Genomic DNA, 20,768 nt, shown 5'->3' on the forward strand with positions numbered 1-20,768 from the left:
ATAGTCAATTCTCAATTGTATATATTAGTATACTATACTTTTTTTATTTAATTCATAATTCACAAGCACTTATTATCTATTGTTTCAAGGTTTATGGTAAAAAGTTAATAATTTTGTTCCAAAAAACCATTTGCAGGAATATTAATATAATAAGTGATTTTTACCGGGAGGATAGTTATGAAGAGAAAGTTGACTCCAAAGGAAGTTATATATAATTTTGAATTTGGTGGTATTAGCTCTAAGAAAGATAAATCTGTGTTACCACAATATTCAGAAGCATATAAAAAGATAAAAACCGCCCTTGAAATAGATAAAGAAGGATATAATGTATATTTAGTTGATGATTATTCCATGGATAAGGTTAAAACAATTATAGAATATATTGAAAATGTGCTTAAAGATAGAGATAAGCCTGATGATATATGTTATGTAGTTAAAAATGATGAAAAAAAACCAATACCTATATTTGTAACCAATGGCTTTGGAAAGAAATTTAAAGCTACCTTAGAAGATATACAAAGTAGTTTAATAGAATATACTTTTGAATTTTATAATAATTCTATAAGTAAAGAGAAGGAAAAACTTGTAGATACAATTCAAAAGAAGCGAAATGAAATTATAAATAATTTAATTATTATATCTAAAAGTAGTGGATTTGAAATTAAATCAAATGATGGAGGATTTACTTTTATACCCTTAAATGATGGTAGGGAAATGACGGAAGAGGAATATGAAGATTTAGATTCAGATAAAAAAGAGCTGATGATATCTAAGGTAAATGAGCTTAAACTTAAAGCTAAGGAAATTTTGGAAGAACTGAAGCTTATGGAAGTAAATGAGCTGGAGAAAATAAAAGGTATTATGCATGATTATTTAAATGAAAAATTAGAAGATAAAAGGGAAGAATACAAGAAAGTCTTTCATAGAGATACAGAAGTGATAGAATATTTAGAATATGTATGCGACAGCATAGTAACATATTTAATTGACAACTATAGTATTAGCTATGATGATGATGAAGATAAAATAAATGAAATAATTTATAAATATATGATAAATGTAATAGTGGATAATAGTGAACAAAACTCTCCACCAGTGATTTTTGAAGAAGATCCTAATTTAAATAATCTTCTTGGAAGTATTGAATATGAAAATCACAATGGTATATATGTTTCCGATGTTTCACTGATAAAAGCAGGGAGTTTAATAAAAGCCAATGGAGGATGTTTAATTTTAAGAGTAAATAATCTACTAAGCAATTCACAGGCATACTATTATTTGAAAAAAGTACTTTTAAGTGAAAAGGTAGATTTAGATTATAACAAAGGATATTTAGAGCTCTTGGCTCTTAGTGGATTAAAACCCAAGCCAATTAATATAAGGCAGAAGGTTATATTAATTGGTGATTATGAAACTTATGATTTGCTTTATACTCATGATGAAGATTTTAAAAAGATATTTAAGATGAGAACAGAATATAATCCAATATTGGATATAGATAAAGATGTAAAAGGAGCATTAATCAGAGAAATAAATAATTTTTCATCAGCAAATAATATAAGACCATTGACGGATGAAGCTATTAAACAAATAGCTAAATGCTTATCGAGAAAGGCAGAAAATAAAAATAAAATTTATTTTGAAAGCTATGAATTAAACAATTTAATCTTACTTGCTAATAATAAAGTAAAAGAAGAAAATAGAAATACTATTGATGGAAAAGATATTATTGATATTGCCTATGAAGAGGAGCTTATTGAAAAAGAAATTTTACAAAGTTATAAGGAAGGTAAGACCTTAATTGAAGTTGCCAATAGTAAAGTAGGTCAAGTAAATGGACTTTCAGTAATAGATACAGGATATGTAAGCTTTGGAAAACCTATAAAAATAACTTGCATATGCTATAAAGGAGAGGGAAATATAATTGATGCTCAAAGAGACAGCAATTTAAGTGGAAAGATTCATAATAAGGCATTAAGTATATTAAAAGGATATATTAGTACCTTAAATGGAGGGTATACAAAATTACCAGTAGACTTACATGTAAGCTTTGAACAAATTTATGGAGTTGTTAATGGCGATAGTGCTTCTATAGCAGAGATAATATGCATGTTATCTTCTATAAGTAAGATTCCAATAAGGCAAAATATTGCTGTGACAGGATCTATAAATCAATTTGGAGAAGTTCAGCCTATAGGTGGGGTAAATCAAAAAATTGAAGGCTTTTTTAAGGTCTGCAAGGCTATGGATACTATAGAAAATAAGGGTGTATTAATACCTGCTTCTAATAAAGAGGATTTAGTATTATGTGAAGAAGTTGAAATAGCAATAAAAGAAGGGAAGTTTTCTATTTATACAATGAAGTCTGTAGAAGATGCTGTAAGAGTTTTATTAGATAAACCAGCAATAAACTTTGATAAAGTTACTAAAGCAATAAACAAGGAGATTGAAAAATATAATGATAAAAATAATATCCAAGGTAAAGATGGAGATAAAGCTAAAGGAATCAAAGATAAAATTATTAATGAAGAGAATGCCTAATTTAAAAGAGGTAATTCCAGAAACTATTAATGCGGGTTTAGAAAAGGTAGATAGAAAGGTAGATTTAAAAAAAATTAATAAAAAAATAAAAAAATCAATAAAAAAAATCATAGAATAATCTTTATTCATTGGAAAATTAAATTTTGACAATTATAATCAAAAAGATTTTCAGTAGACAGTGAAAATTTCATAGGTCAATTTCTTTTAAAACTATTAGCAAAGTATACTTTATTAAAAATAGTAAAAGCCATTAATTTACAAAATAAAATTTTAGTAAATTAATGGCTTTTATTTAAGAAATTAATTATTCATTATTAATCATCAATTAATTTAACTATACATTAAATCTAAAGTTTACAACATCTCCATCTTGCATTACATAGTCTTTACCTTCTAATCTGAAGTAGCCTTTTTCTTTTGCAGCTGCTTCAGATCCACATTCAACTAGCTTATCGTAAGAAACAATCTCAGCTCTTATAAAACCTCTTTCAATATCACTATGGATTTTACCAGCAGCTTGAGGTGCTTTTGTTCCTAATTTTATAGTCCAAGCTCTAACCTCTTGAACACCAGCAGTTAAAAAGCTCATAAGTCCTAATAATTTATAACTTGCTCTTATAAGTTTATCTAGTCCTGATTCTTCAAGTCCATATTCAGATAATAAATCTTTTCTCTCTTCATCATCAAGAGTAGATAATTCTTCTTCTAATCTAGCACAAACAACTATAACTTGAGAATTTTCACTAGCTGCATATTGTTGAACTTTTTTTACTAAATCATTCTCAACATTTCCTGACATTAAATCATCTTCACTGATATTACAAGCATATAATACAGGTTTAGAAGTTATTAAAAACAATCCTTTTATAAATTCATCCTCGTCATCAGTGACTTCTAAAGTTCTAACAGGTTTATTTTCTTCTAAGTGTTTTTTTATTCTTTCCATTAGAGCATATTCAATCTTAGCAGTTTTATCTCCAGAACGAACGAGTTTTAGAGATTTTTCCATTCTTCTATCTAAAACTTCAAGATCAGAAAAAATAAGTTCTAAATTTATAGTTTCAATATCTCTTATTGGATCAACAGATCCATCAACATGAACTATGTTATCATCTTCAAAACATCTAACTACATGTACTATTGAGGAGACCTCTCTTATGTGAGATAAGAACTTGTTTCCAAGGCCTTCTCCTTTGCTAGCACCTTTTACAAGACCAGCTATATCATAGAATTCAATAGCAGTATGAACTTTTCTTTTCGTATTATACATTTTTTCAAGCACATCTAATCTTTTATCTGGTACACTAACAACACCTACGTTTGGCTCAATTGTGCAGAATGGATAGTTCGCAGATTCTGCCCCAGCTTTAGTGATAGCATTAAAAAGAGTGCTTTTTCCTACATTTGGTAATCCTACTATTCCTAATTTCATATATATTTTCTTTCCTTTCTCTTCTCTTCATGTATATTATAAAAGCAAATTGAGTTTTAATTGTATTTCATATGCCTTATATAAAGTTTTTATAGTTTCTCCAAAACCTTAATATTTAAATTAGATATTCAATTTACAAGTTAATATAGATATATAACTACTTTGTAGATTATTATAATATACAATAATTTTACAAATTTATATCTACATTATGACAAATAACTTTTTAAAAACTCAAATAAATTCTTTTAAATTATACTCTACAACGGAATATATTTCAACAATTGTAGGGAAAACTAGGTTTTACAAAAAGTTTTATTATTATGGTGAGTTTAAAAGAAAATAATATTTTTCTAGAAAGAATTGTAATTTAATGTAACAGCATAAAGTGAGGGTTTTCAACATTTTCAAAGCATTTTAAGAGAAAATTAAGAAAAAACAACAAATATTCTCTAAAAAAGGATTATAAAAAAATCCACCTTTTTGAAGGAATTTTTATATACTCATAGAATAATTTATGTTATAAATATTTAATAGAGTTTAAATTTTATACAAAGGAAGAAAATGATGATAAACGACCTTAATAAGTATAGTAATAATTTATTGAAGGAGACTTTAAAATGGACTTTAAACATATTTCAGTGTTATTAGAAGAGTGCATAGATGCGCTTAATATTAAAGAAGATGGTATTTATGTAGATTGTACCCTAGGTGGTGCAGGTCATTCTAATGAAATACTTAAGAAGTTATCAAGTAAAGGAAGATTAATTGGTATAGATCAAGATTTAGATGCTTTAAATGCAGCTAAGGAAAGATTAAAGAATTATGAAAATGTGACTTTCGTGCATAATAATTTTTATAATATAAAAGAAGTATTAGAAGAGTTAAAAATTGAAAAAGTTGATGGTGTTCTTATGGATTTAGGTGTATCTTCCTATCAGTTAGATGAAGCTGAAAGGGGTTTTAGTTATATGAAAGATGCTCCTTTAGATATGAGAATGAATAGAGAAAATAGTTTTTCTGCATATAACGTAATTAATGATTATAGTGAAGAAGAACTTTCAGATGTTATAAAAAGTTTTGGTGAAGAAAAATTTGCAAAGAGAATAGCTAATTTTATAGTTAATAGAAGGCCTATTAATACTACTTTAGAACTCTCTAATATAATAACAGCAGCTATTCCAGCGAAATTTAGAAGAGAAGGAGGTCATCCTGCTAAAAGAACCTTTCAAGCTATAAGAATAGAAGTTAATAAAGAATTAACTATATTAAATAAAACTATTGAAGATGCAGTTGAATTCCTAAATAAAGAGGGTAGAATTGCTATAATTACTTTTCATTCCTTAGAAGATAGAATTGTTAAAAATAAATTTAAAGAATTACAAAATCCATGTACTTGTCCTAAAGAATTACCTATGTGTGTTTGTGGGAAGACACCAATAGTTAAGTTAATAAGTAAAAAACCTATTGAACCTTCTTTAGAAGAGAAAAATCTAAATTCAAGAAGCAAAAGTGCAAAGCTTAGAGTGGCTGAGAAAATTTAGTTCTAAAAATACTATGGGGGTAGTAAAATGTTAGTAGAAAAAGATAAAAATGTGATAAGTGGCAATACAGTTTTAAAACCTAAGACTACTTCTGTGCCTAAGAGGCAGGAAGATAAAAAACATTCACATAAAACTAAAATAGAAAAGAAACAAATTCTCAAAAGAAGATTAAAGCTTATAAGAAATATAGGACTTAGCTTTGTAGTGGCAATTGTAATTTTATTTAGATATTCTTCTATATATAGAACACAGGGTGATATTATTAAAAAGCAAGAAGAAATATATAATGTCCGTGAACAAAATGAAAGCATGAAAGTTGAGCTTATCAAATTTAATAATTTAAAGTATATAGAAGATATAGCTACAACTAAGCTAAAAATGAAAAAGCCTAATGCTGGAGTTGCTATATATTGCAATTTAGAACAGGTTGAAGTACCCCATGGTGAAAAAGTTGTTGAAGAATCTAAGGAAGGTTTTTTTGAGAAAATCAAAAATATTTTATTTTAACAGTAAGATTTTTTGGGGGAGTAATAGTGGCGAAAGGGGAATTGAGAGATAAGGTAATAATTAGAAAGAGATTAAAATATGCCTTATTATTGGCGCTTTTAATATTTATTTACCTCACTTATAGATTAATTACAATAATGTTTATTGAAGGGGATAAATATAAAAGCAAAGGTATTCAACAATGGACAAGTGATGTTAAAATTAATGCGAAGCGTGGAAGAATTTTAGATAGAGATGAAAATGAGTTAGCTATAAGTGCAAATGTATATAGAGTTGACTTAGATTTAAATACTTTAAGAGATTCTTTAAAAGATAAAAAATTAACTATGGAACAAATAGCTCCAGACTTAGCAAACATACTAAGCATGGATAATGATAAGGTGTTAGATATTTTAACAAGGCCACTACCAAATGGCAAGCCTAGAGGGGCAGCTATTCTAAAAAGAAGAGTAGAAAAAGGTGTAGCTGATGAAATTAAGTCTTATTCTAAGAGTAAAGAGATAAGAGGTGTGGTTGTTTCACCAGATACTAAAAGGTATTATCCAAATGAAAATTTTGCGTCTCATGTTATTGGACATACTAATTCTGATGGAGATGGATTAACAGGTATAGAGTTATATTACAATAAATACTTGTCTGGTATGCCAGGAATAAAGATTTCTGAAACTGACAAAAAAAGTGAAGGCTTACCTTATACTATTTCAGATTATAGTAAACCAATAGATGGAAGAGATGTAGTTTTAACTATTGATGAAAAGATTCAATTTTTTGCTGAAAAAGCTGCCGAGCAAGCACTAAGTGATAATGATGCTAGTGCTGTATCAGTATTGGTTATGGATCCTAATACTGGAGAAGTACTAGCTATGGCAAATAAGCCAGATTATAATCTTAATAAACCTTGGCCTGAGAATCTTGATGAAAATGCTATTCAAAAATCTTGGAGAAATAGAGCTGTAAGTGACACCTTTGAACCTGGTTCTATTTTCAAAGTAGTAACAGCAACAGCAGCATTAGAAACTGGTGTTGCAAAAGAAAGCGATACATTTCACTGTGGTGGTTCTTCTAGAATTGGTGGTAGAACTATAAGATGCTGGAAAACAGCAGGACATGGGAGTCAAACTTTTCAAGAGATAATTAAAAACTCTTGTAACGTTGGATTTATGGCTCTAGGTGAAAGATTAGGAAGAGATAATTTAAACAAATATATAACAAAGTATGGTTTTGGACAAAAAACTGGTATTGATTTACCAGGTGAAGCAAAAGGCATAATTAAGTCTACAGAATCTATAACAAATGTGGATTTGGCAACTATTTCCTTCGGTCAAAGTAACACAGTATCTGCAATTCAATTTATGACTGCTTTTAATGCTATTGCTAATGGTGGAAAGTTAATTACCCCTCATTTAATGAAAGAAGTTATTCATTATGATGAAAATAATAAAAGGATAGTGGATCAAGAATTTAAACCAAAAGTAACTGAAGGAAATTTTAAGCCAGAGACTATGGCGGATATGAGACGTCATCTTGAAGCGGTTGTAGAAAGTGGAGGTTCTTCAAAGGCTCATATAGCAGGATATCATATAGGGGGCAAAACTGGTACAGCACAAAAAGTTGATCCACAAAGAGGTGGTTATGGAGCCGGAAAATACATTTCTTCATTTGTGGCAATGGCACCAGCTAATGAACCAAAAGTTACCGTATTTATATCAATAGATGAACCTAATCCATCATTATACTATGCTGGTCAAATAGCAGCACCAGCAGGAAAAGGTCTGTTTTATGATATATTTAATTATTTAGGATTAAAACCAGATGCTACTTTAGAGGAAGTTAAGGACAGTTTATTAAAAAGTATAGCACTACCAGAAATAAGAGGTTCTAAGAAAAATGACGGTATTAAAATATTAAAGGATAATAATTTAAATGCTAGAATAGAAGGCGATGGCGAGTATATATCAGATATTAGTCCTAAACCAGGATATATGGTTAAAGAAGGCTCTGAGATTATAGTATATACCAGTGATCAATTAGACTCAGATAACACAGTAGCAGTACCAGATTTGAATGGATATAGTGTAGAAAAAGCTACTGAACTTTTAGACAGCTTAGGTCTTAAAATAGAGATTCAAGGTGAAGGTGTAGTATCTGAACAGAGTATTGCGCCGGGACAACATGTTAACAAAGGAACAGTAATTACAGTTCATTTACAAATAATTGCAGATTAATTTATTGCATTTCAATTTACAATTTTAATTTACAATTTTAATTAATGGAGAATTGACGATGGACAATTGACAATTAAGGTAGAAATTATTTTTTATTTAGAATAATTTCTTTAATAGATTTTTAATAAAAGTGACTTGGTCACTTTTAAAGGAAATAGATTTAAAACTTCTCTTGAGAGAAGTATCCAGAATTGTCCATTGTCAATAGTCAATTCTCAATTGTATAACGGTAGCATATAATTTATATGCTACCGATTTGCCATATTTAAACAGAAAGAGGATGTGCACATAGAATTTTAGTGATTTAAAATAAAAAGTCTAAAGAAATTTTCTTAATAAAGCTGAAAGGTTTTAATATTAGAATTTTTGGAGGAATAATAGTGACAAAAGCAAAAACAAAAAATAAAACAATGAATAAGAAAAGAATAAAATATACATTATTATTTACACTTTTAATATTTATCTACATTTCTTATAGATTATTTACAATAATGTTTATTAAAGGAGATGAATACAAAAGTAAGGGTGTGCAACAATGGACAAATGACTCTAGAATAGACGCAAAGCGTGGAAAAATTTTAGATAGAGATGAAAATGAATTAGCTGTAAGTGCTAATGTATATAGAGTTGACTTAGATTTAAAGGCATTAAGAGAATCTTTAGAAAAGAAAAAATTAACTATGAAACAAATAGCTCCAGATTTAGCACAAATATTGACTATGGATAGTGATACTGTGCTTGAAATTTTAACTGAACCATTACCAAATGGTAAGGAAAAAAATGCAGCTATTTTAAAAAGAAGAATTGAAAAAGAAGTAGCTGATAAGATTAAAGCTTATTCAAAAGAAAAAGATATAATAGGCTTAGTTATTTCAACAGATACTAAGAGATATTATCCCAATGATAATCTAGCATCACATGCTATTGGACACACAAACTCCGATGGTGAAGGATTAACGGGAATAGAATTATACTATAATAAGTATTTATCTGGTATACCAGGGATAAAAGTTTCTGAAGCGGACAGAAGAAGTGAAGATTTGCCTTATAATGTCTCTGATTATAGCAAACCAGTAGATGGAAGAGATGTAGTTTTAACTATTGATCAAAATATTCAATTTTTTGCTGATAAAGCTGCAGAGAAAGCGTTAGCTGATAATAATGCTAAGGCAGTCTCTATAACGGTTATGAATCCTAATAATGGAGAGATATTAGCTACAGCAAATAAACCAGATTATAATTTGAATAATCCTTGGCCAGAAAATCTTAGTGATAGTGAAACTGAAGCATTATGGAGAAATAGGTCTGTAAGTGATGCTTTTGAACCAGGATCAATTTTTAAAGTAGTAACAGCTACAGCAGCAATAGAAACTGGACACGTTAAAGAAAATGATAACTTCTATTGTAATGGTTCTTCTACAGTAGGTGGGCGTACTATACACTGCTGGAACACGGACGGACATGGAAATCAAAGTTTTCAAGACATTTTAAAAAATTCTTGTAATGTTGGCTTTATGACTTTAGCAGATAGAATGGGTAAAGAAACTTTAAACAAATATATTGAAAAATACGGTTTTGGCAAAAAAACTGGAATTGATTTACCAGGAGAAACAGAAGGAATAATTAAACCTACAGAGTTAATGAGTGATTCTGATTTAGCAACTATTTCTTTTGGACAAAGTGATACAGTATCAGTAGTTCAATATATGATGGCTTTTAATGCTGTTGCCAATGGTGGAAAATTAATTACTCCTCATTTAATGAAAGAAATTGTTCATTATGATGAGGAGAATAAAAGAGTAGTAGACCAAGAATTCATACCAAAGGTTACAGAAGGAAATTTTAAACCAGAGACTTTGGCGGAAATGAGAAATCATTTAGAAGCAGTTGTAGAAAGTGGTGCTTCATCAAATGCATACATACCTGGTTATCACATAGCAGGAAAGACAGGTACAGCTGAAAAGCCTGATCTTAAAAATGGTGGATATGAAAAAGGTAAGTATATTGGTTCATTTGTAGGTATGGCGCCAGCTAATGATCCTAAGATTACTATACTTATAACAATAGATGAGCCTGATTCATCCCAATATTATGGTGGTCAAATAGCAGCACCGGTAGGAAAAAGTTTATTCTACGACATATTTAATTATTTAGCACTAAAACCAGATGCTACTTCAGAGAAAGATAAGGATAGCTTATTAAAAAACATAGCTACACCTGAAGTAAGAGGAGCTAAAAAAAATGATGGGGTTAAAACTTTAAAGGATAATAATTTAAATGTTAAAATAGAAGGAAATGGTGACTATATAATTGATATTAATCCTAAACCTGGATATATGGTTAAAGAAGGAACAGAAATTACGGTGTATACAGGCAAAGAAATGGAAACTGATACTACAGTAGCAGTACCAGATTTAAGCGGATATAGTAAGGATAAAGCTAGTGAACTTTTAGATAGTTTAGGGCTCCGTATAGAATTTGACGGGGAAGGTACAGTATCAAAACAAAGTATTGCTCCAAGGCAACATGTAAAAAAAGGAACGGTAGTTACTGTGACTTTAAAGGTATCAGGAGGCTAATTCAATTCACAATTCACATTTCAAAATTGTGGATATTTCTCAGCAGAAGCTGAGAAATTTAGAATTGATTGGTTGTAGCGGCGAACAGTGTTCGCCACACACTAACTAGCAATTGCTAGTTAGAAATCTATTGAAGAAATTATTTTGCTGAAAATAATTTCACCCTTAATTGTGCATTGTGAATTGTGCATTGTTTAAGGTGTTTTTAATTAGCTTATAAGAATTTTTGCTATGAAAACTGAAATATTATATAAATTAAATTTTGACTATATGCAATTTATTGATAAGTCTTTGAATATAGTGTATAAATATATATGTTGATTAATTAAAAGTATTTATACTTTTAATTAATCTGTTATTAACTTTCCATGTTTAGAGAAAAGCTTAAAGGAGTGATATTATGAATTTAAATAAGCTTTTAAAGAATTTTAAGTTTGAATTATTAAATGGAAGCTTAGATATAGAAATAAATAATATACAATACGATTCTAGGAAAATTAATAAAGGAGATGTATTTTTTTGTATAGAAGGACTTACTTTAGATGGTCATAAATATATAAAAAGTGCTATAGATAAAGGTGCAGCTGCAATAATAGTGCAAAAAGAAGTACTAAATTATGAAAATGTCACATTAATTAAAGTTGAAGACAGTAGGAAAGCTTTAGCACTAGCTTCATCAAATTTTTATGATAACCCAAGTAAGAAACTTAAGCTTATTGGGATAACGGGAACCAATGGAAAAACAACTTCTACATTTATGATTAAGTCTATATTAGAACAATGTGGTCACAAGGTTGGTCTTATAGGTACTATTGCAAATTATATAGGAGATAAAAAGCTTTATACTGAAAGAACTACTCCTGAATCTTTAGAATTACATCAATTATTCAATGAAATGGTTAAAGAAAATGTTGAATATTGTGTAATGGAAGTTTCCTCTCATTCATTAGAACTGGATAGAGTTTATGGAGTGGAATTTTCAGATGGCATATTTACAAATTTAACTCAAGATCACTTGGATTTTCATAAAACTTTTGAAAACTATTTTAATGCTAAATTGAAATTATTTTTGAATAATAATATGTCTATAATTAATATGGATGATAGCTATGGGGAAAAAATTATAGATTCAATTGATGGTGATGTAATAACCTATGGATTAGAAAAGAAGGCTATGTTATGGGCTAAGAATTTAAAACTTCATTCAAGGGGAATAGAGTTCACTTTAGTTTATAACGGAGATGAAGAAAATATTAAACTTAGTATTCCAGGTAAATATAATGTTTATAATGCGCTAGGATGTATTGCAGCTACAATACATGAAGGTGTATCTATCCAAGATATAAAGCAGGCTCTTGAAAAGGTAACTGTTCCAGGACGATGTGAGATAGTTACTATAAATCATAATTTAGGATATGATGTAATTGTTGATTATGCCCACACTCCAGATGGCCTTGAAAACATATTAAACTCCGCTAGAGAGTTTACTTTTGGCAGATTGATATCTGTTTTTGGTTGTGGTGGAGATAGAGATAAAAGTAAAAGAGCTATAATGGGCGGCATAGGAAGTAGTTTAAGTGATATAGCAGTAATTACTTCTGATAACCCAAGAACAGAAGATCCTATGGAAATAATTGAGGATATAAAAGTTGGATTAAAAAAAGAAAACTATATAATTATAGAAAATAGAAGAGAAGCAATAAAGTATGCTATGAAAATTGCTAAAGATAAAGATGTTATAGTCATAGCCGGCAAAGGGCATGAAGACTATCAAGTACTTAAAGATAAAAGAATTCACTTTGATGAGAGAGAAATTATAAGTGAAATCATAAAGGAGTTGTATGCTTAGATGGAATATTTAGATATAAAGGAGATTACAGACGCCTTAAAAGGCAAGCTTATTGTAAAAGGTACCATAGATAGATTTAATAATGTTGTCATAGATAGTAGAAAGGTAAAGAAAAATGACATTTTTTTTGCCCTTAAAGGAGAAAATTTTGATGGACATGAATATGTGGTAAATTCTTCATATAAAGGAGTGGCATTATGCATAGTTCATAATGAAGATTTTAGTAAAGAAGACCTTTGTGAGTATACTTCAGTAATATTGGTTGAAGATACTAGAATGGCACTATTAGATTTAGCAAAATATTATAGAGATAAGTTAGATATTAAAATAATAGGAATCACAGGTTCCACAGGAAAAACATCTACTAAAGATTTAGTAGCAGCAGTTTTAAGTGAAAAATATAAGGTTTTTAAAACTAAAGGCAATTTTAACAACGAAGTGGGACTACCGCTTATGATATTTAATTTAGATAACTCTTATGATATAGCAGTACTAGAGCTTGGTATGAGTAACTTAAGGGAAATACATAGACTATCTAGAGTTTCAAATCCAGATATGGCAATTATAACTAATATTGGATTGTCTCATATAGAAAATTTAAAGACACAAGAAAATATATTAAAAGCGAAAATGGAAATTACAGACTTTTTTCAGAAGGAAAATGTTTTAATACTTAATGGAGATAATGCTCTACTAAGTGAAATATCTTCAGATAAATATAAAATTATAAAAATTGGTATAGAAAATGATTATAATTTTATGGCAAGTGGAATAATTATAGGTGATAGCAATATAAAATTTAATATAAGAGAAAATAATGTGTTAATTGATGAGACTTTTGTTGTACCTGTTTTAGGAAAACATAATGTACTTAATTCATTATTAGCAATAGCTACAGCTAGAGAATTAAATATGGATTATAAGGATATAAATAAAGGTTTTAATAACTTGGAAGTTACTTCTATGAGACTTGATATATTAAATTGCAATAAGTTTACAGTTATAAATGATGCTTATAATGCAAGTCCTGATTCGATGGAAGCAGCTTTAGAGGTATTAAAGGATTTTAAAGGTGGTAGAAAAATAGCAGTATTGGGCACTATGAAGGAACTAGGAGATGAATCCTATAATGCTCATAAGGAAGTAGCGCAGTATGCCAAACTTAAGGGTATTGATTTACTAATAGCAATAGGCGATTTTAAGAAAGCTTTTAAAGATGGTTTTCAAGATAAAAACTGTATATTATTTGAAAATAAAGAAGAAGTAGTAAAATACTTGAATTCTGAAATAAAACCTGATGATGTAATTTTAATAAAAGCCTCTAGATCAATGGAGTTTGAAAGTATTGTAAGTGAAATAGAAAACTTAGACGTTAAGGAGGGGATATAAAATGAGTAAAGTTGTTTATTCTGTATTAGTGGCATTTCTTATATCTTTACTTTTATCACCATTATTAATTCCACTCTTAACTAAATTTAAATTTGGACAGAATATAAGAGATGAAGGGCCTAAAAGCCATCTAAAGAAAGCAGGTACCCCTACTATGGGTGGATTAATATTCATTATTGCTTCAGCTATTACTTTATTTGTAGTTCTAAGAACTGTAGCTGATGAGGCAATAATTGCCTTAGTTTCATTAGTTGGATTTGGAATTATAGGAATGTTAGATGATTCTTTAAAAATAGTTCATAAGCACAATGAAGGTTTAAAATCATGGCAAAAGATGATACTATTAGTTATTCTTTCAATTTTTCTTGGATACTATGCTTCTACAAGAATTGGAACTGATGTTATAATACCGTTTTTCAATATAACCTTTAACTTAGGACCAATGTTTATACCTTTCATTGTTTTTTACTTTGCAGCGACCACTAACGCAGTTAATTTAACTGATGGATTAGATGGATTAGCTAGTTCAATAACATTATTAGTAATGACTTTTTTTGCACTTGTAAGTTTTGGAATGGGATATTATAATTTATCTATATTTTGTGGAGTATTAGCAGGAGCATTATTAGGATTTTTAAGATATAATTCTTATCCTGCACAGATATTTATGGGTGATACAGGATCTTTAGCTCTAGGTGGAGCTATTGGGGCTGTAGCAATGATACTAAAGCTTGAGTTTTTAGTGTTAATTGTTGGAGGAATATATGTGGTTGAAACTCTATCTGTTATTATTCAGGTTATATCTTTTAAACTCACTGGTAAAAGAGTGTTTAAAATGAGTCCACTTCATCACCATTTTGAACTTAGTGGATGGCATGAAAGTAAAATTGTAGCAGTATTTTCTATAATTACTGTAGTATTATGTTTGATAGGATTCTTATCAATTACACCTTAAGGTATCTTAAAAAGCAGCTAATAAATATTCTGGTGTACTTTGTGTCATAGTGAATCAGTATAATTTATAGATACTAATATATTATCTATAGAATATGATTTTGGTCTGGCACAAGATATGTTCAAAATCTTTTACTGATAATTTTGTTTCAGATGCCTAAAATAATATAGGGGGATGAGATATGAAAAAATCCAAGACAAAGCTAGGAGAAATTGATTTTGTGTTATTTGCTACTATTTTAATGTTAGTATCAATTGGGGTGGTTATGGTTTATAGTGCGAGTTCATATTTTGCATCTTTTAAACATAATAATGCGGAGTTTTTTTTATGGAGACAGCTTGCATGGGCAGGCTTGGGGACTTTTGGCATGATAATAACCCTGAACATAGATTATCATAAATATAAAAAACATACAGGAAAACTTATGATTTTAACGGTAATTGTATTGTTACTAGTGTTTCTATTTCCCCCAGTTAATGGTGCTCAGAGATGGATAAAACTTGGGCCAGCATCTTTTCAACCATCAGAAATTGCTAAGTATACAGTGGTGTTATTTACGGCAATGAGCGTTGAACGAAAAGGGGAAAAAATTAAAAGTTTTACTAAAGGAGTTTTGCCATATTTGCTAGTATCTGGATTTTATGCTGGCCTCGTAATTGCAGAACAAAACTTAAGTATAGCTACAGTTATAATGATAGTGACAGTAGGAATGTTATTTGTTGCTGGTACTAAACTAAGATTTATTGGAGGACTAGTAGGAGGACTAGCAGGATTGGTAGGATTAGCAACTTGGCTAAAGCCTTATAGAATGATGAGAATAACAGGTTTTTTAGATCCTTGGGCAGATGCACAAGGAGCAGGATATCAGTTGATTCAATCACTTTTAGCACTGGGGTCTGGAGGGCTTACAGGGGTGGGTATAGGTCAATCAAGACAAAAATGCTTTTACATTCCTGAGCCTCACAATGACTTTATATTCGCAGTTATTGGCGAAGAACTAGGATTTATTGGATGCATGTTCATAATTACTCTATTCATAATATTTTTATGGAGAGGGCTTAGGGCGGCAGTACAAGCGAAAGATGTATATGGTAGCTTATTAGCTACAGGTATAACTGCAGTAGTAATAGTTCAAGCACTTATAAATGTAGCAGTTGTTACTGTTTCTATGCCTACAACAGGGGTGCCTCTTCCTTTTATAAGCTCTGGAGGTTCTTCATTGGTTATAAATATGATGGCAATGGGGATACTTTTAAACATAACTAGACAGAATGCTTATAGCGGTAATTAAAACATTCTAAAAAAAATAACAAGCTAGTATTTTATAGCTTGTTTTCTATCATATTGTGTTATTATAACCCGCCATAGAACCACTATGAGCGGGTTTTGACGTCTTATTTGATATAAAAATAGATTAACATCTTTAGTTTGTTATTTACTTTTATATATGTTATAAGAATAAAATTGACATGGTTATCATGTCAATTTTATTTTTCAGTTCCTAAAATTTCTAGAGTAAATTAATGGTTTTGTAATGAATTTTAATGAAATTAATGTTATTATGTAAGTAATGTAATTTTTCATATAAATATAATGGGTATAGTATAGGTGAAAATAATATGTCTAAATTAAAAAAACAACAAGGTAGTTATATATTAAAAAACAAAGAAAAATTATTAAATAAAAAAAGAAAAATTAAATTTATTAAAAGAGGTATTTTTTTATTTATAGTGTTAACAAGCGTTTTGGTTACTTTATGTTTAAATTTAAGCTATTTTAACATAGCTTCAATAACTGTTAAAGGGAATGAAAATTTGACTAAAGAGGAAATAATAGAAAGGTCTAATATAAAAGTTGGAGAAAACATATTTATAGTAAAAACTAATAAAGCCATTAGTAGTGTGAAGGAAAATCCCTATGTAATTACTTCTCATGTTAAAAGAAAATTTCCTAATGAAATTATTGTAACAGTTAAAGAGAGAAAAGCAGCTTTTTATAGCAAATTAAATGAAGAGTTTTATATAATTGACAATGAAGGGATAATATTGGATAAAAAGAAAACCATAGAAAATCCTAATTTGGTAAGATTGGAAGGCATAAATCTTTCAAATCCAACTTTAGGTAGTGAAATTCCTATGGAAAATAAGAAGAAATTAAAGGATATTAATACCTTATCTGATATTATATATGATTATAATTCAAAAGATGAGAACGTAAAAATTACCATGATTGAATTAAATAATTTTCTTGATATTAAAATTCATTGTAATAACAACGTTTATATTAAAATTGGTACTGATGACGACATACCAGAAAAATTAGCCAAAGCCTTTAGTATATTAAAGGATAAACAACTTAAAAATATGAAAGGGTATATTGATGTTAGCTTTGATGGAAACCCAGTAATATATAAGCAGGATTAGGAGGGGTTTAATTGAAAAAATTCTCATATCAAATTGCGATAGCACTTATATTTCTTCTTTTAGGATATATGTTAACTACTCAAATCTCAACTATAAATAAACAAACAATTTCTACAGATGAAGAAAAGGCTAATCCAGAGATTATAATTGAAAATGAACATTTGAGAAAGCAAAAGGAACAGCTTGAAAAGCAAATTGATGATCTTAATGCTAAAGCTAAAGAATTTGAAGAAGCAGCAGCAGGAAGAACTGAAGAAAGTACACTTCTTTTACAAGAATTGCAACAAACCAGACTACAAACTGGAGCAGTAGATGTAAAGGGTCAAGGTATAATTATATATATAACTCCTAAAAAAAATCTATTTGCAAATGATATAAATTTTAGGCCTATATATGATGAACAGTTATTAGGTATAGTTAATGAACTAAATGCAGCAGATGCAGAGGCAATTTCAATAAATGATATAAGATTGACATCACGAAGTGGCATTAGAGATGGTGGAGACAATATCATCATAAACAATGAGAGGATATCTCCTAAGCAGAGAGTTGTAATCAAAGCCATAGGTAATAAAAAACTGTTAGAGGCAGCTTTAAACTTTCCAGGAGTAGTATCAGATAAACTTTTAAAATTATGTGATGTAACATTTGAAGCTTCAGACGAAGTTATGATAAAGAAAACCAGTGTAAATCAAAAATTTGATTATGCAAAACAAGTTGAAAATAAATAGAGGTGATTAGATGGTAGCATTTATAGGTCTATTAATTGGAATAATATTAGGAATTGTATGGAATATAAATATCCCTATTAAATTTTCACCATATATATCTGTGGCAATATTTGCCTGTATAGATTCAGTATTTGGTGCGGTAAGAGCTTCTTTAAACAAAGATTTTAGACCAGATATATTTATATCAGGATTTTTTGGTAATGCCTTATTAGCAGCACTTATGGTGTATCTAGGAGATAAATTAGGTATTCCTATATATTTGGCAGCAGTTATAGTATTTGGAGAAAGAATATTTAATAACTTTGCAGTTATTAGAAGATTACTTATGGATAGAGCAAAATTCCATAATTGAGGTGATTAAATGCAAACTAACGAAGCTACTATATTTTTGTTTATTGCTTCAATTATTGTAGGGTTATTAATTTCTATGAATATTGACCTTGGAAAGTCTAATGCTTTTTTAGATGTTAAGCAATACGAAATTGCTTATAATGAAAGAGGAGATTTACAAAGGGATATAAGCGATTTACAAGGAGAATTAAATGAATTAAATAAAAAAATTAAAAAGTATGAGTACAACTCACAAAATACTTATGGAGTTTTAAATGAGATAAATAAAGAATTAAATGAAAATAAAATGATTTTAGGAACTTTGCCATTACAAGGTGAAGGCATAAGGATTACACTAAATGACTCTCCACAAGTTGGCTTTGGAGGGAAATATGATAGGAATATGCTAATACATGATGCAGATCTTGTTAAAGTGATAAATGAACTTAGAAATGCAGGAGCTGAAGCTATAGCAGTTAATGATTATAGAGTTACTTACAATGCCTTTGGAATTTGTTTCGGCTCTAACGTCAATATTAATGGAATAAAGGTAGTAGCACCTTTTTATATAACTGCTATTGGAAATAAAGATGTGATGGAAAATTATTTAGAGACTCAAGNNGTTAAAAAATTAAAAAGAAGAACATGTTATGTTGAAATTGAAACTTTAAGTAACGTAGAAATACAGTCCTACAATAGCACAATTAAAAGTAATTACTTAAATGAAGTTACAGAGAAATAATATACCAATTTTATGTATTTTTTTGCAGGAATTTTTCAATTTGATGAAGAATATATAAAAGAATATTAATTTTTGTTTTAAGAATCACCATAAGGAGGTCAGAATATTGTCAATTGGACATAATTATGAAGCTATAATGAATAAAATTTCAAAAGAGATTACCTTAATTTCTGTATCTAAGACTAAACCTGTTGAAGATCTAGTTGAAGCTTATGCGGCTGGAGCTAGAGATTTTGGTGAAAATAAGGTGCAAGAGTTAGACATGAAGTATGAACAATTGCCTAAGGATATAAGATGGCATCTCATTGGACATCTACAAAGAAACAAAGTTAAATATTTGGTAGGTAAAGTCCATCTCATACATTCATTAGATAGTGTAAGGTTAGCAGAGGAGATAGAAAAACAATTTTCAGCAAAAAATGAAATTGCTAATGTACTTATTCAAATTAATATAGGAAGAGAAGCTTCAAAAACTGGAGTTAAAATAGAAGAGTTAGAAGAGCTAATAAATATTTGTGAAAGTTACAGTTCAATTAAGGTTAGAGGCTTAATGGCTACTATACCTATTGGTAATGAAGAGAGCTGTAGATATTATTTTAGTGAAATGAAAAAAATCTTTGATGACTTAAGTACCAGAAGCTTTAAAAATATCTCTATGGAAATTTTGTCCATGGGAATGACTCATGACTATGAAATTGCTATTGAGGAAGGTAGCAATATGATAAGAGTTGGAGAAGGAATTTTTGGCAAAAGACAGTATAACTAATAATTTAGGAGGTAATCATAAATGGAAAAGAATATGTTTAACAAAGTTTTAACAATTTTAGGAATGGATGACAATATTGATGAAGAAGAAATGGATGAATTTGAAGAGCAAGAAGAAAATGAAGATGCCATTGATATAGAAACTTTTGCTTCAACTACTAAAAAACAAAATAAAATTGTAAATATCCACACAGCAACTTCTGCTAAAGTAGTAATAATAAAACCACAAGAATATGATGAAGCAACAGCTATAGTGGACAACTTAAAAAATAGAAAAATAGTTCTTGTAAATATAAATGGTATAGAACAAAAGGTTGGACAGAGAATATTGGATTTTTTAATTGGAGCTGTATATTCATTAGAAGGAGATCTTCAGCAGGTAGAAAAAGGTGTATTTATACTATGTCCTTCAAATGTTGAAGTCACTAATGATTTAAAAAGTGAACTATCAAGTAAAGGACTTTTTAGCTGGCCTAAATAATGGTGGGACAAATGATAATTAGAATAGTAAATATCTTTTTTGAAGTAATTAAAGCTACAATTTTAATAGAAGTATTATTAACTTGGATACCTAATGGGAGATATAGTAAGGTAGGTCAATTTATAAGAACATTTACAGCTCCAATTATGGAGCCAGCAGAAAAAATAAATGATTTATTTCTAAAGGGTTTTGTTATTGATTTTTCTCCTATAATTGCTTATTTCTTAATATATGTTATACAGGGAATTATATTATCGGTATTGGTAAGAATATAA

At 29.0% G+C, this 20,768-nt stretch carries 18 protein-coding genes; 17 read left to right on the forward strand and 1 reads right to left on the reverse strand.

The features are described from left to right. The first annotated feature begins 177 nt into the window (after positions 1 to 177). Complete coding sequence (locus B3603_RS06050) at positions 178 to 2,541, forward strand: AAA family ATPase (protein ID WP_291561954.1); 2,364 nt, start codon at positions 178 to 180, stop codon at positions 2,539 to 2,541. Then, complete coding sequence (locus tag B3603_RS06055) at positions 2,525 to 2,659, forward strand: hypothetical protein (RefSeq protein WP_291561956.1); 135 nt, start codon at positions 2,525 to 2,527, stop codon at positions 2,657 to 2,659. Before B3603_RS06050 ends, B3603_RS06055 begins: the two co-directional genes overlap by 17 nt. A gap of 216 nt (positions 2,660 to 2,875) precedes the next feature. Here the strand turns inward: B3603_RS06055 and ychF are convergent, their stop codons facing one another. Further along, on the reverse strand, positions 2,876 to 3,973 hold the full coding sequence (gene ychF / locus B3603_RS06060; RefSeq protein ID WP_291561959.1) for a redox-regulated ATPase YchF: 1,098 nt from the start codon (positions 3,971 to 3,973) through the stop codon (positions 2,876 to 2,878). Between the two features lie 620 nt (positions 3,974 to 4,593). Here ychF and rsmH point away from each other — a divergent pair. The 15 genes from rsmH to B3603_RS06135 all read left to right on the forward strand — a co-directional run bounded on the left by rsmH (position 4,594) and on the right by B3603_RS06135 (position 20,768). Beyond that, positions 4,594 to 5,517: a 16S rRNA (cytosine(1402)-N(4))-methyltransferase RsmH gene (gene rsmH, locus B3603_RS06065; RefSeq protein ID WP_291561962.1), complete on the forward strand. Its 924-nt coding sequence runs from the start codon at positions 4,594 to 4,596 to the stop codon at positions 5,515 to 5,517. A gap of 27 nt (positions 5,518 to 5,544) precedes the next feature. Further along, a complete protein-coding gene (locus B3603_RS06070; RefSeq protein ID WP_291561965.1) occupies positions 5,545 to 6,024 on the forward strand; it encodes a septum formation initiator family protein in 480 nt (159 codons plus the stop codon). 26 nt (positions 6,025 to 6,050) lie between these two features. Beyond that, positions 6,051 to 8,249 carry a stage V sporulation protein D gene (locus B3603_RS06075; RefSeq protein ID WP_291561967.1) on the forward strand — a complete coding sequence of 733 codons (2,199 nt, stop codon included), beginning with the start codon at positions 6,051 to 6,053 and terminating at the stop codon, positions 8,247 to 8,249. A gap of 380 nt (positions 8,250 to 8,629) precedes the next feature. Beyond that, a complete protein-coding gene (locus B3603_RS06080; protein WP_291561970.1) occupies positions 8,630 to 10,828 on the forward strand; it encodes a stage V sporulation protein D in 2,199 nt (732 codons plus the stop codon). Between the two features lie 400 nt (positions 10,829 to 11,228). After that, a complete protein-coding gene (locus tag B3603_RS06085; protein WP_291561971.1) occupies positions 11,229 to 12,677 on the forward strand; it encodes a UDP-N-acetylmuramoyl-L-alanyl-D-glutamate--2,6-diaminopimelate ligase in 1,449 nt (482 codons plus the stop codon). Further along, positions 12,678 to 14,066 (forward strand): UDP-N-acetylmuramoyl-tripeptide--D-alanyl-D-alanine ligase, encoded by a 1,389-nt coding sequence (locus B3603_RS06090; protein ID WP_291561978.1) that lies wholly within the window; start codon positions 12,678 to 12,680, stop codon positions 14,064 to 14,066. 1 nt (position 14,067) lies between these two features. After that, positions 14,068 to 15,021, forward strand: coding sequence for a phospho-N-acetylmuramoyl-pentapeptide-transferase (mraY, locus tag B3603_RS06095; protein WP_291561981.1), 954 nt, complete (start codon positions 14,068 to 14,070; stop codon positions 15,019 to 15,021). 181 nt (positions 15,022 to 15,202) lie between these two features. Further along, entirely contained in the window at positions 15,203 to 16,312 is a 1,110-nt protein-coding gene (gene spoVE / locus B3603_RS06100; protein WP_291561983.1) for a stage V sporulation protein E, read from the forward strand. Between the two features lie 328 nt (positions 16,313 to 16,640). Next, positions 16,641 to 17,444, forward strand: a complete 804-nt coding sequence (locus B3603_RS06105) for a cell division protein FtsQ/DivIB (protein WP_291561986.1) — start codon at positions 16,641 to 16,643, stop codon at positions 17,442 to 17,444. An 11-nt stretch (positions 17,445 to 17,455) separates the two neighbouring features. Continuing rightward, a complete protein-coding gene (locus tag B3603_RS06110) occupies positions 17,456 to 18,175 on the forward strand; it encodes a DUF881 domain-containing protein (protein WP_291561990.1) in 720 nt (239 codons plus the stop codon). A 10-nt stretch (positions 18,176 to 18,185) separates the two neighbouring features. Beyond that, the gene (locus B3603_RS06115; protein ID WP_291561992.1) at positions 18,186 to 18,527 is read left to right on the forward strand and encodes a small basic family protein; all 342 of its coding nucleotides are present in this window, start codon (positions 18,186 to 18,188) and stop codon (positions 18,525 to 18,527) included. Positions 18,528 to 18,536: 9 nt separating this feature from the next. Then, entirely contained in the window at positions 18,537 to 19,247 is a 711-nt protein-coding gene (locus B3603_RS06120) for a DUF881 domain-containing protein (RefSeq protein ID WP_291561995.1), read from the forward strand. A 106-nt stretch (positions 19,248 to 19,353) separates the two neighbouring features. After that, positions 19,354 to 20,013 carry a YggS family pyridoxal phosphate-dependent enzyme gene (locus B3603_RS06125; RefSeq protein WP_291561996.1) on the forward strand — a complete coding sequence of 220 codons (660 nt, stop codon included), beginning with the start codon at positions 19,354 to 19,356 and terminating at the stop codon, positions 20,011 to 20,013. 21 nt (positions 20,014 to 20,034) lie between these two features. Further along, positions 20,035 to 20,493, forward strand: a complete 459-nt coding sequence (locus tag B3603_RS06130) for a cell division protein SepF (protein WP_291561998.1) — start codon at positions 20,035 to 20,037, stop codon at positions 20,491 to 20,493. A gap of 11 nt (positions 20,494 to 20,504) precedes the next feature. Beyond that, positions 20,505 to 20,768, forward strand: a complete 264-nt coding sequence (locus tag B3603_RS06135) for a YggT family protein (RefSeq protein ID WP_291562000.1) — start codon at positions 20,505 to 20,507, stop codon at positions 20,766 to 20,768.

The sequence above is a fragment of the Clostridium sp. UBA2485 genome (genome assembly GCF_002341865.1).
Lineage (GTDB): Bacteria > Bacillota > Clostridia > Clostridiales > Clostridiaceae > Clostridium_J.

Bases quoted from the DNA above. Each gene is read 5' to 3' on its own strand.
- B3603_RS06050 (WP_291561954.1), top strand. From the start codon at position 178: ATGAAGAGAAAGTTGACTCCAAAGGAAGTTATATATAATTTTGAATTT.
- B3603_RS06055 (WP_291561956.1), top strand. From the start codon at position 2,525: ATGAAGAGAATGCCTAATTTAAAAGAGGTAATTCCAGAAACTATTAAT.
- ychF (WP_291561959.1), bottom strand. From the start codon at position 3,973: ATGAAATTAGGAATAGTAGGATTACCAAATGTAGGAAAAAGCACTCTT.
- rsmH (WP_291561962.1), top strand. From the start codon at position 4,594: ATGGACTTTAAACATATTTCAGTGTTATTAGAAGAGTGCATAGATGCG.
- B3603_RS06070 (WP_291561965.1), top strand. From the start codon at position 5,545: ATGTTAGTAGAAAAAGATAAAAATGTGATAAGTGGCAATACAGTTTTA.
- B3603_RS06085 (WP_291561971.1), top strand. From the start codon at position 11,229: ATGAATTTAAATAAGCTTTTAAAGAATTTTAAGTTTGAATTATTAAAT.
- B3603_RS06090 (WP_291561978.1), top strand. From the start codon at position 12,678: ATGGAATATTTAGATATAAAGGAGATTACAGACGCCTTAAAAGGCAAG.
- mraY (WP_291561981.1), top strand. From the start codon at position 14,068: ATGAGTAAAGTTGTTTATTCTGTATTAGTGGCATTTCTTATATCTTTA.
- spoVE (WP_291561983.1), top strand. From the start codon at position 15,203: ATGAAAAAATCCAAGACAAAGCTAGGAGAAATTGATTTTGTGTTATTT.
- B3603_RS06105 (WP_291561986.1), top strand. From the start codon at position 16,641: ATGTCTAAATTAAAAAAACAACAAGGTAGTTATATATTAAAAAACAAA.
- B3603_RS06115 (WP_291561992.1), top strand. From the start codon at position 18,186: ATGGTAGCATTTATAGGTCTATTAATTGGAATAATATTAGGAATTGTA.
- B3603_RS06130 (WP_291561998.1), top strand. From the start codon at position 20,035: ATGGAAAAGAATATGTTTAACAAAGTTTTAACAATTTTAGGAATGGAT.
- B3603_RS06135 (WP_291562000.1), top strand. From the start codon at position 20,505: ATGATAATTAGAATAGTAAATATCTTTTTTGAAGTAATTAAAGCTACA.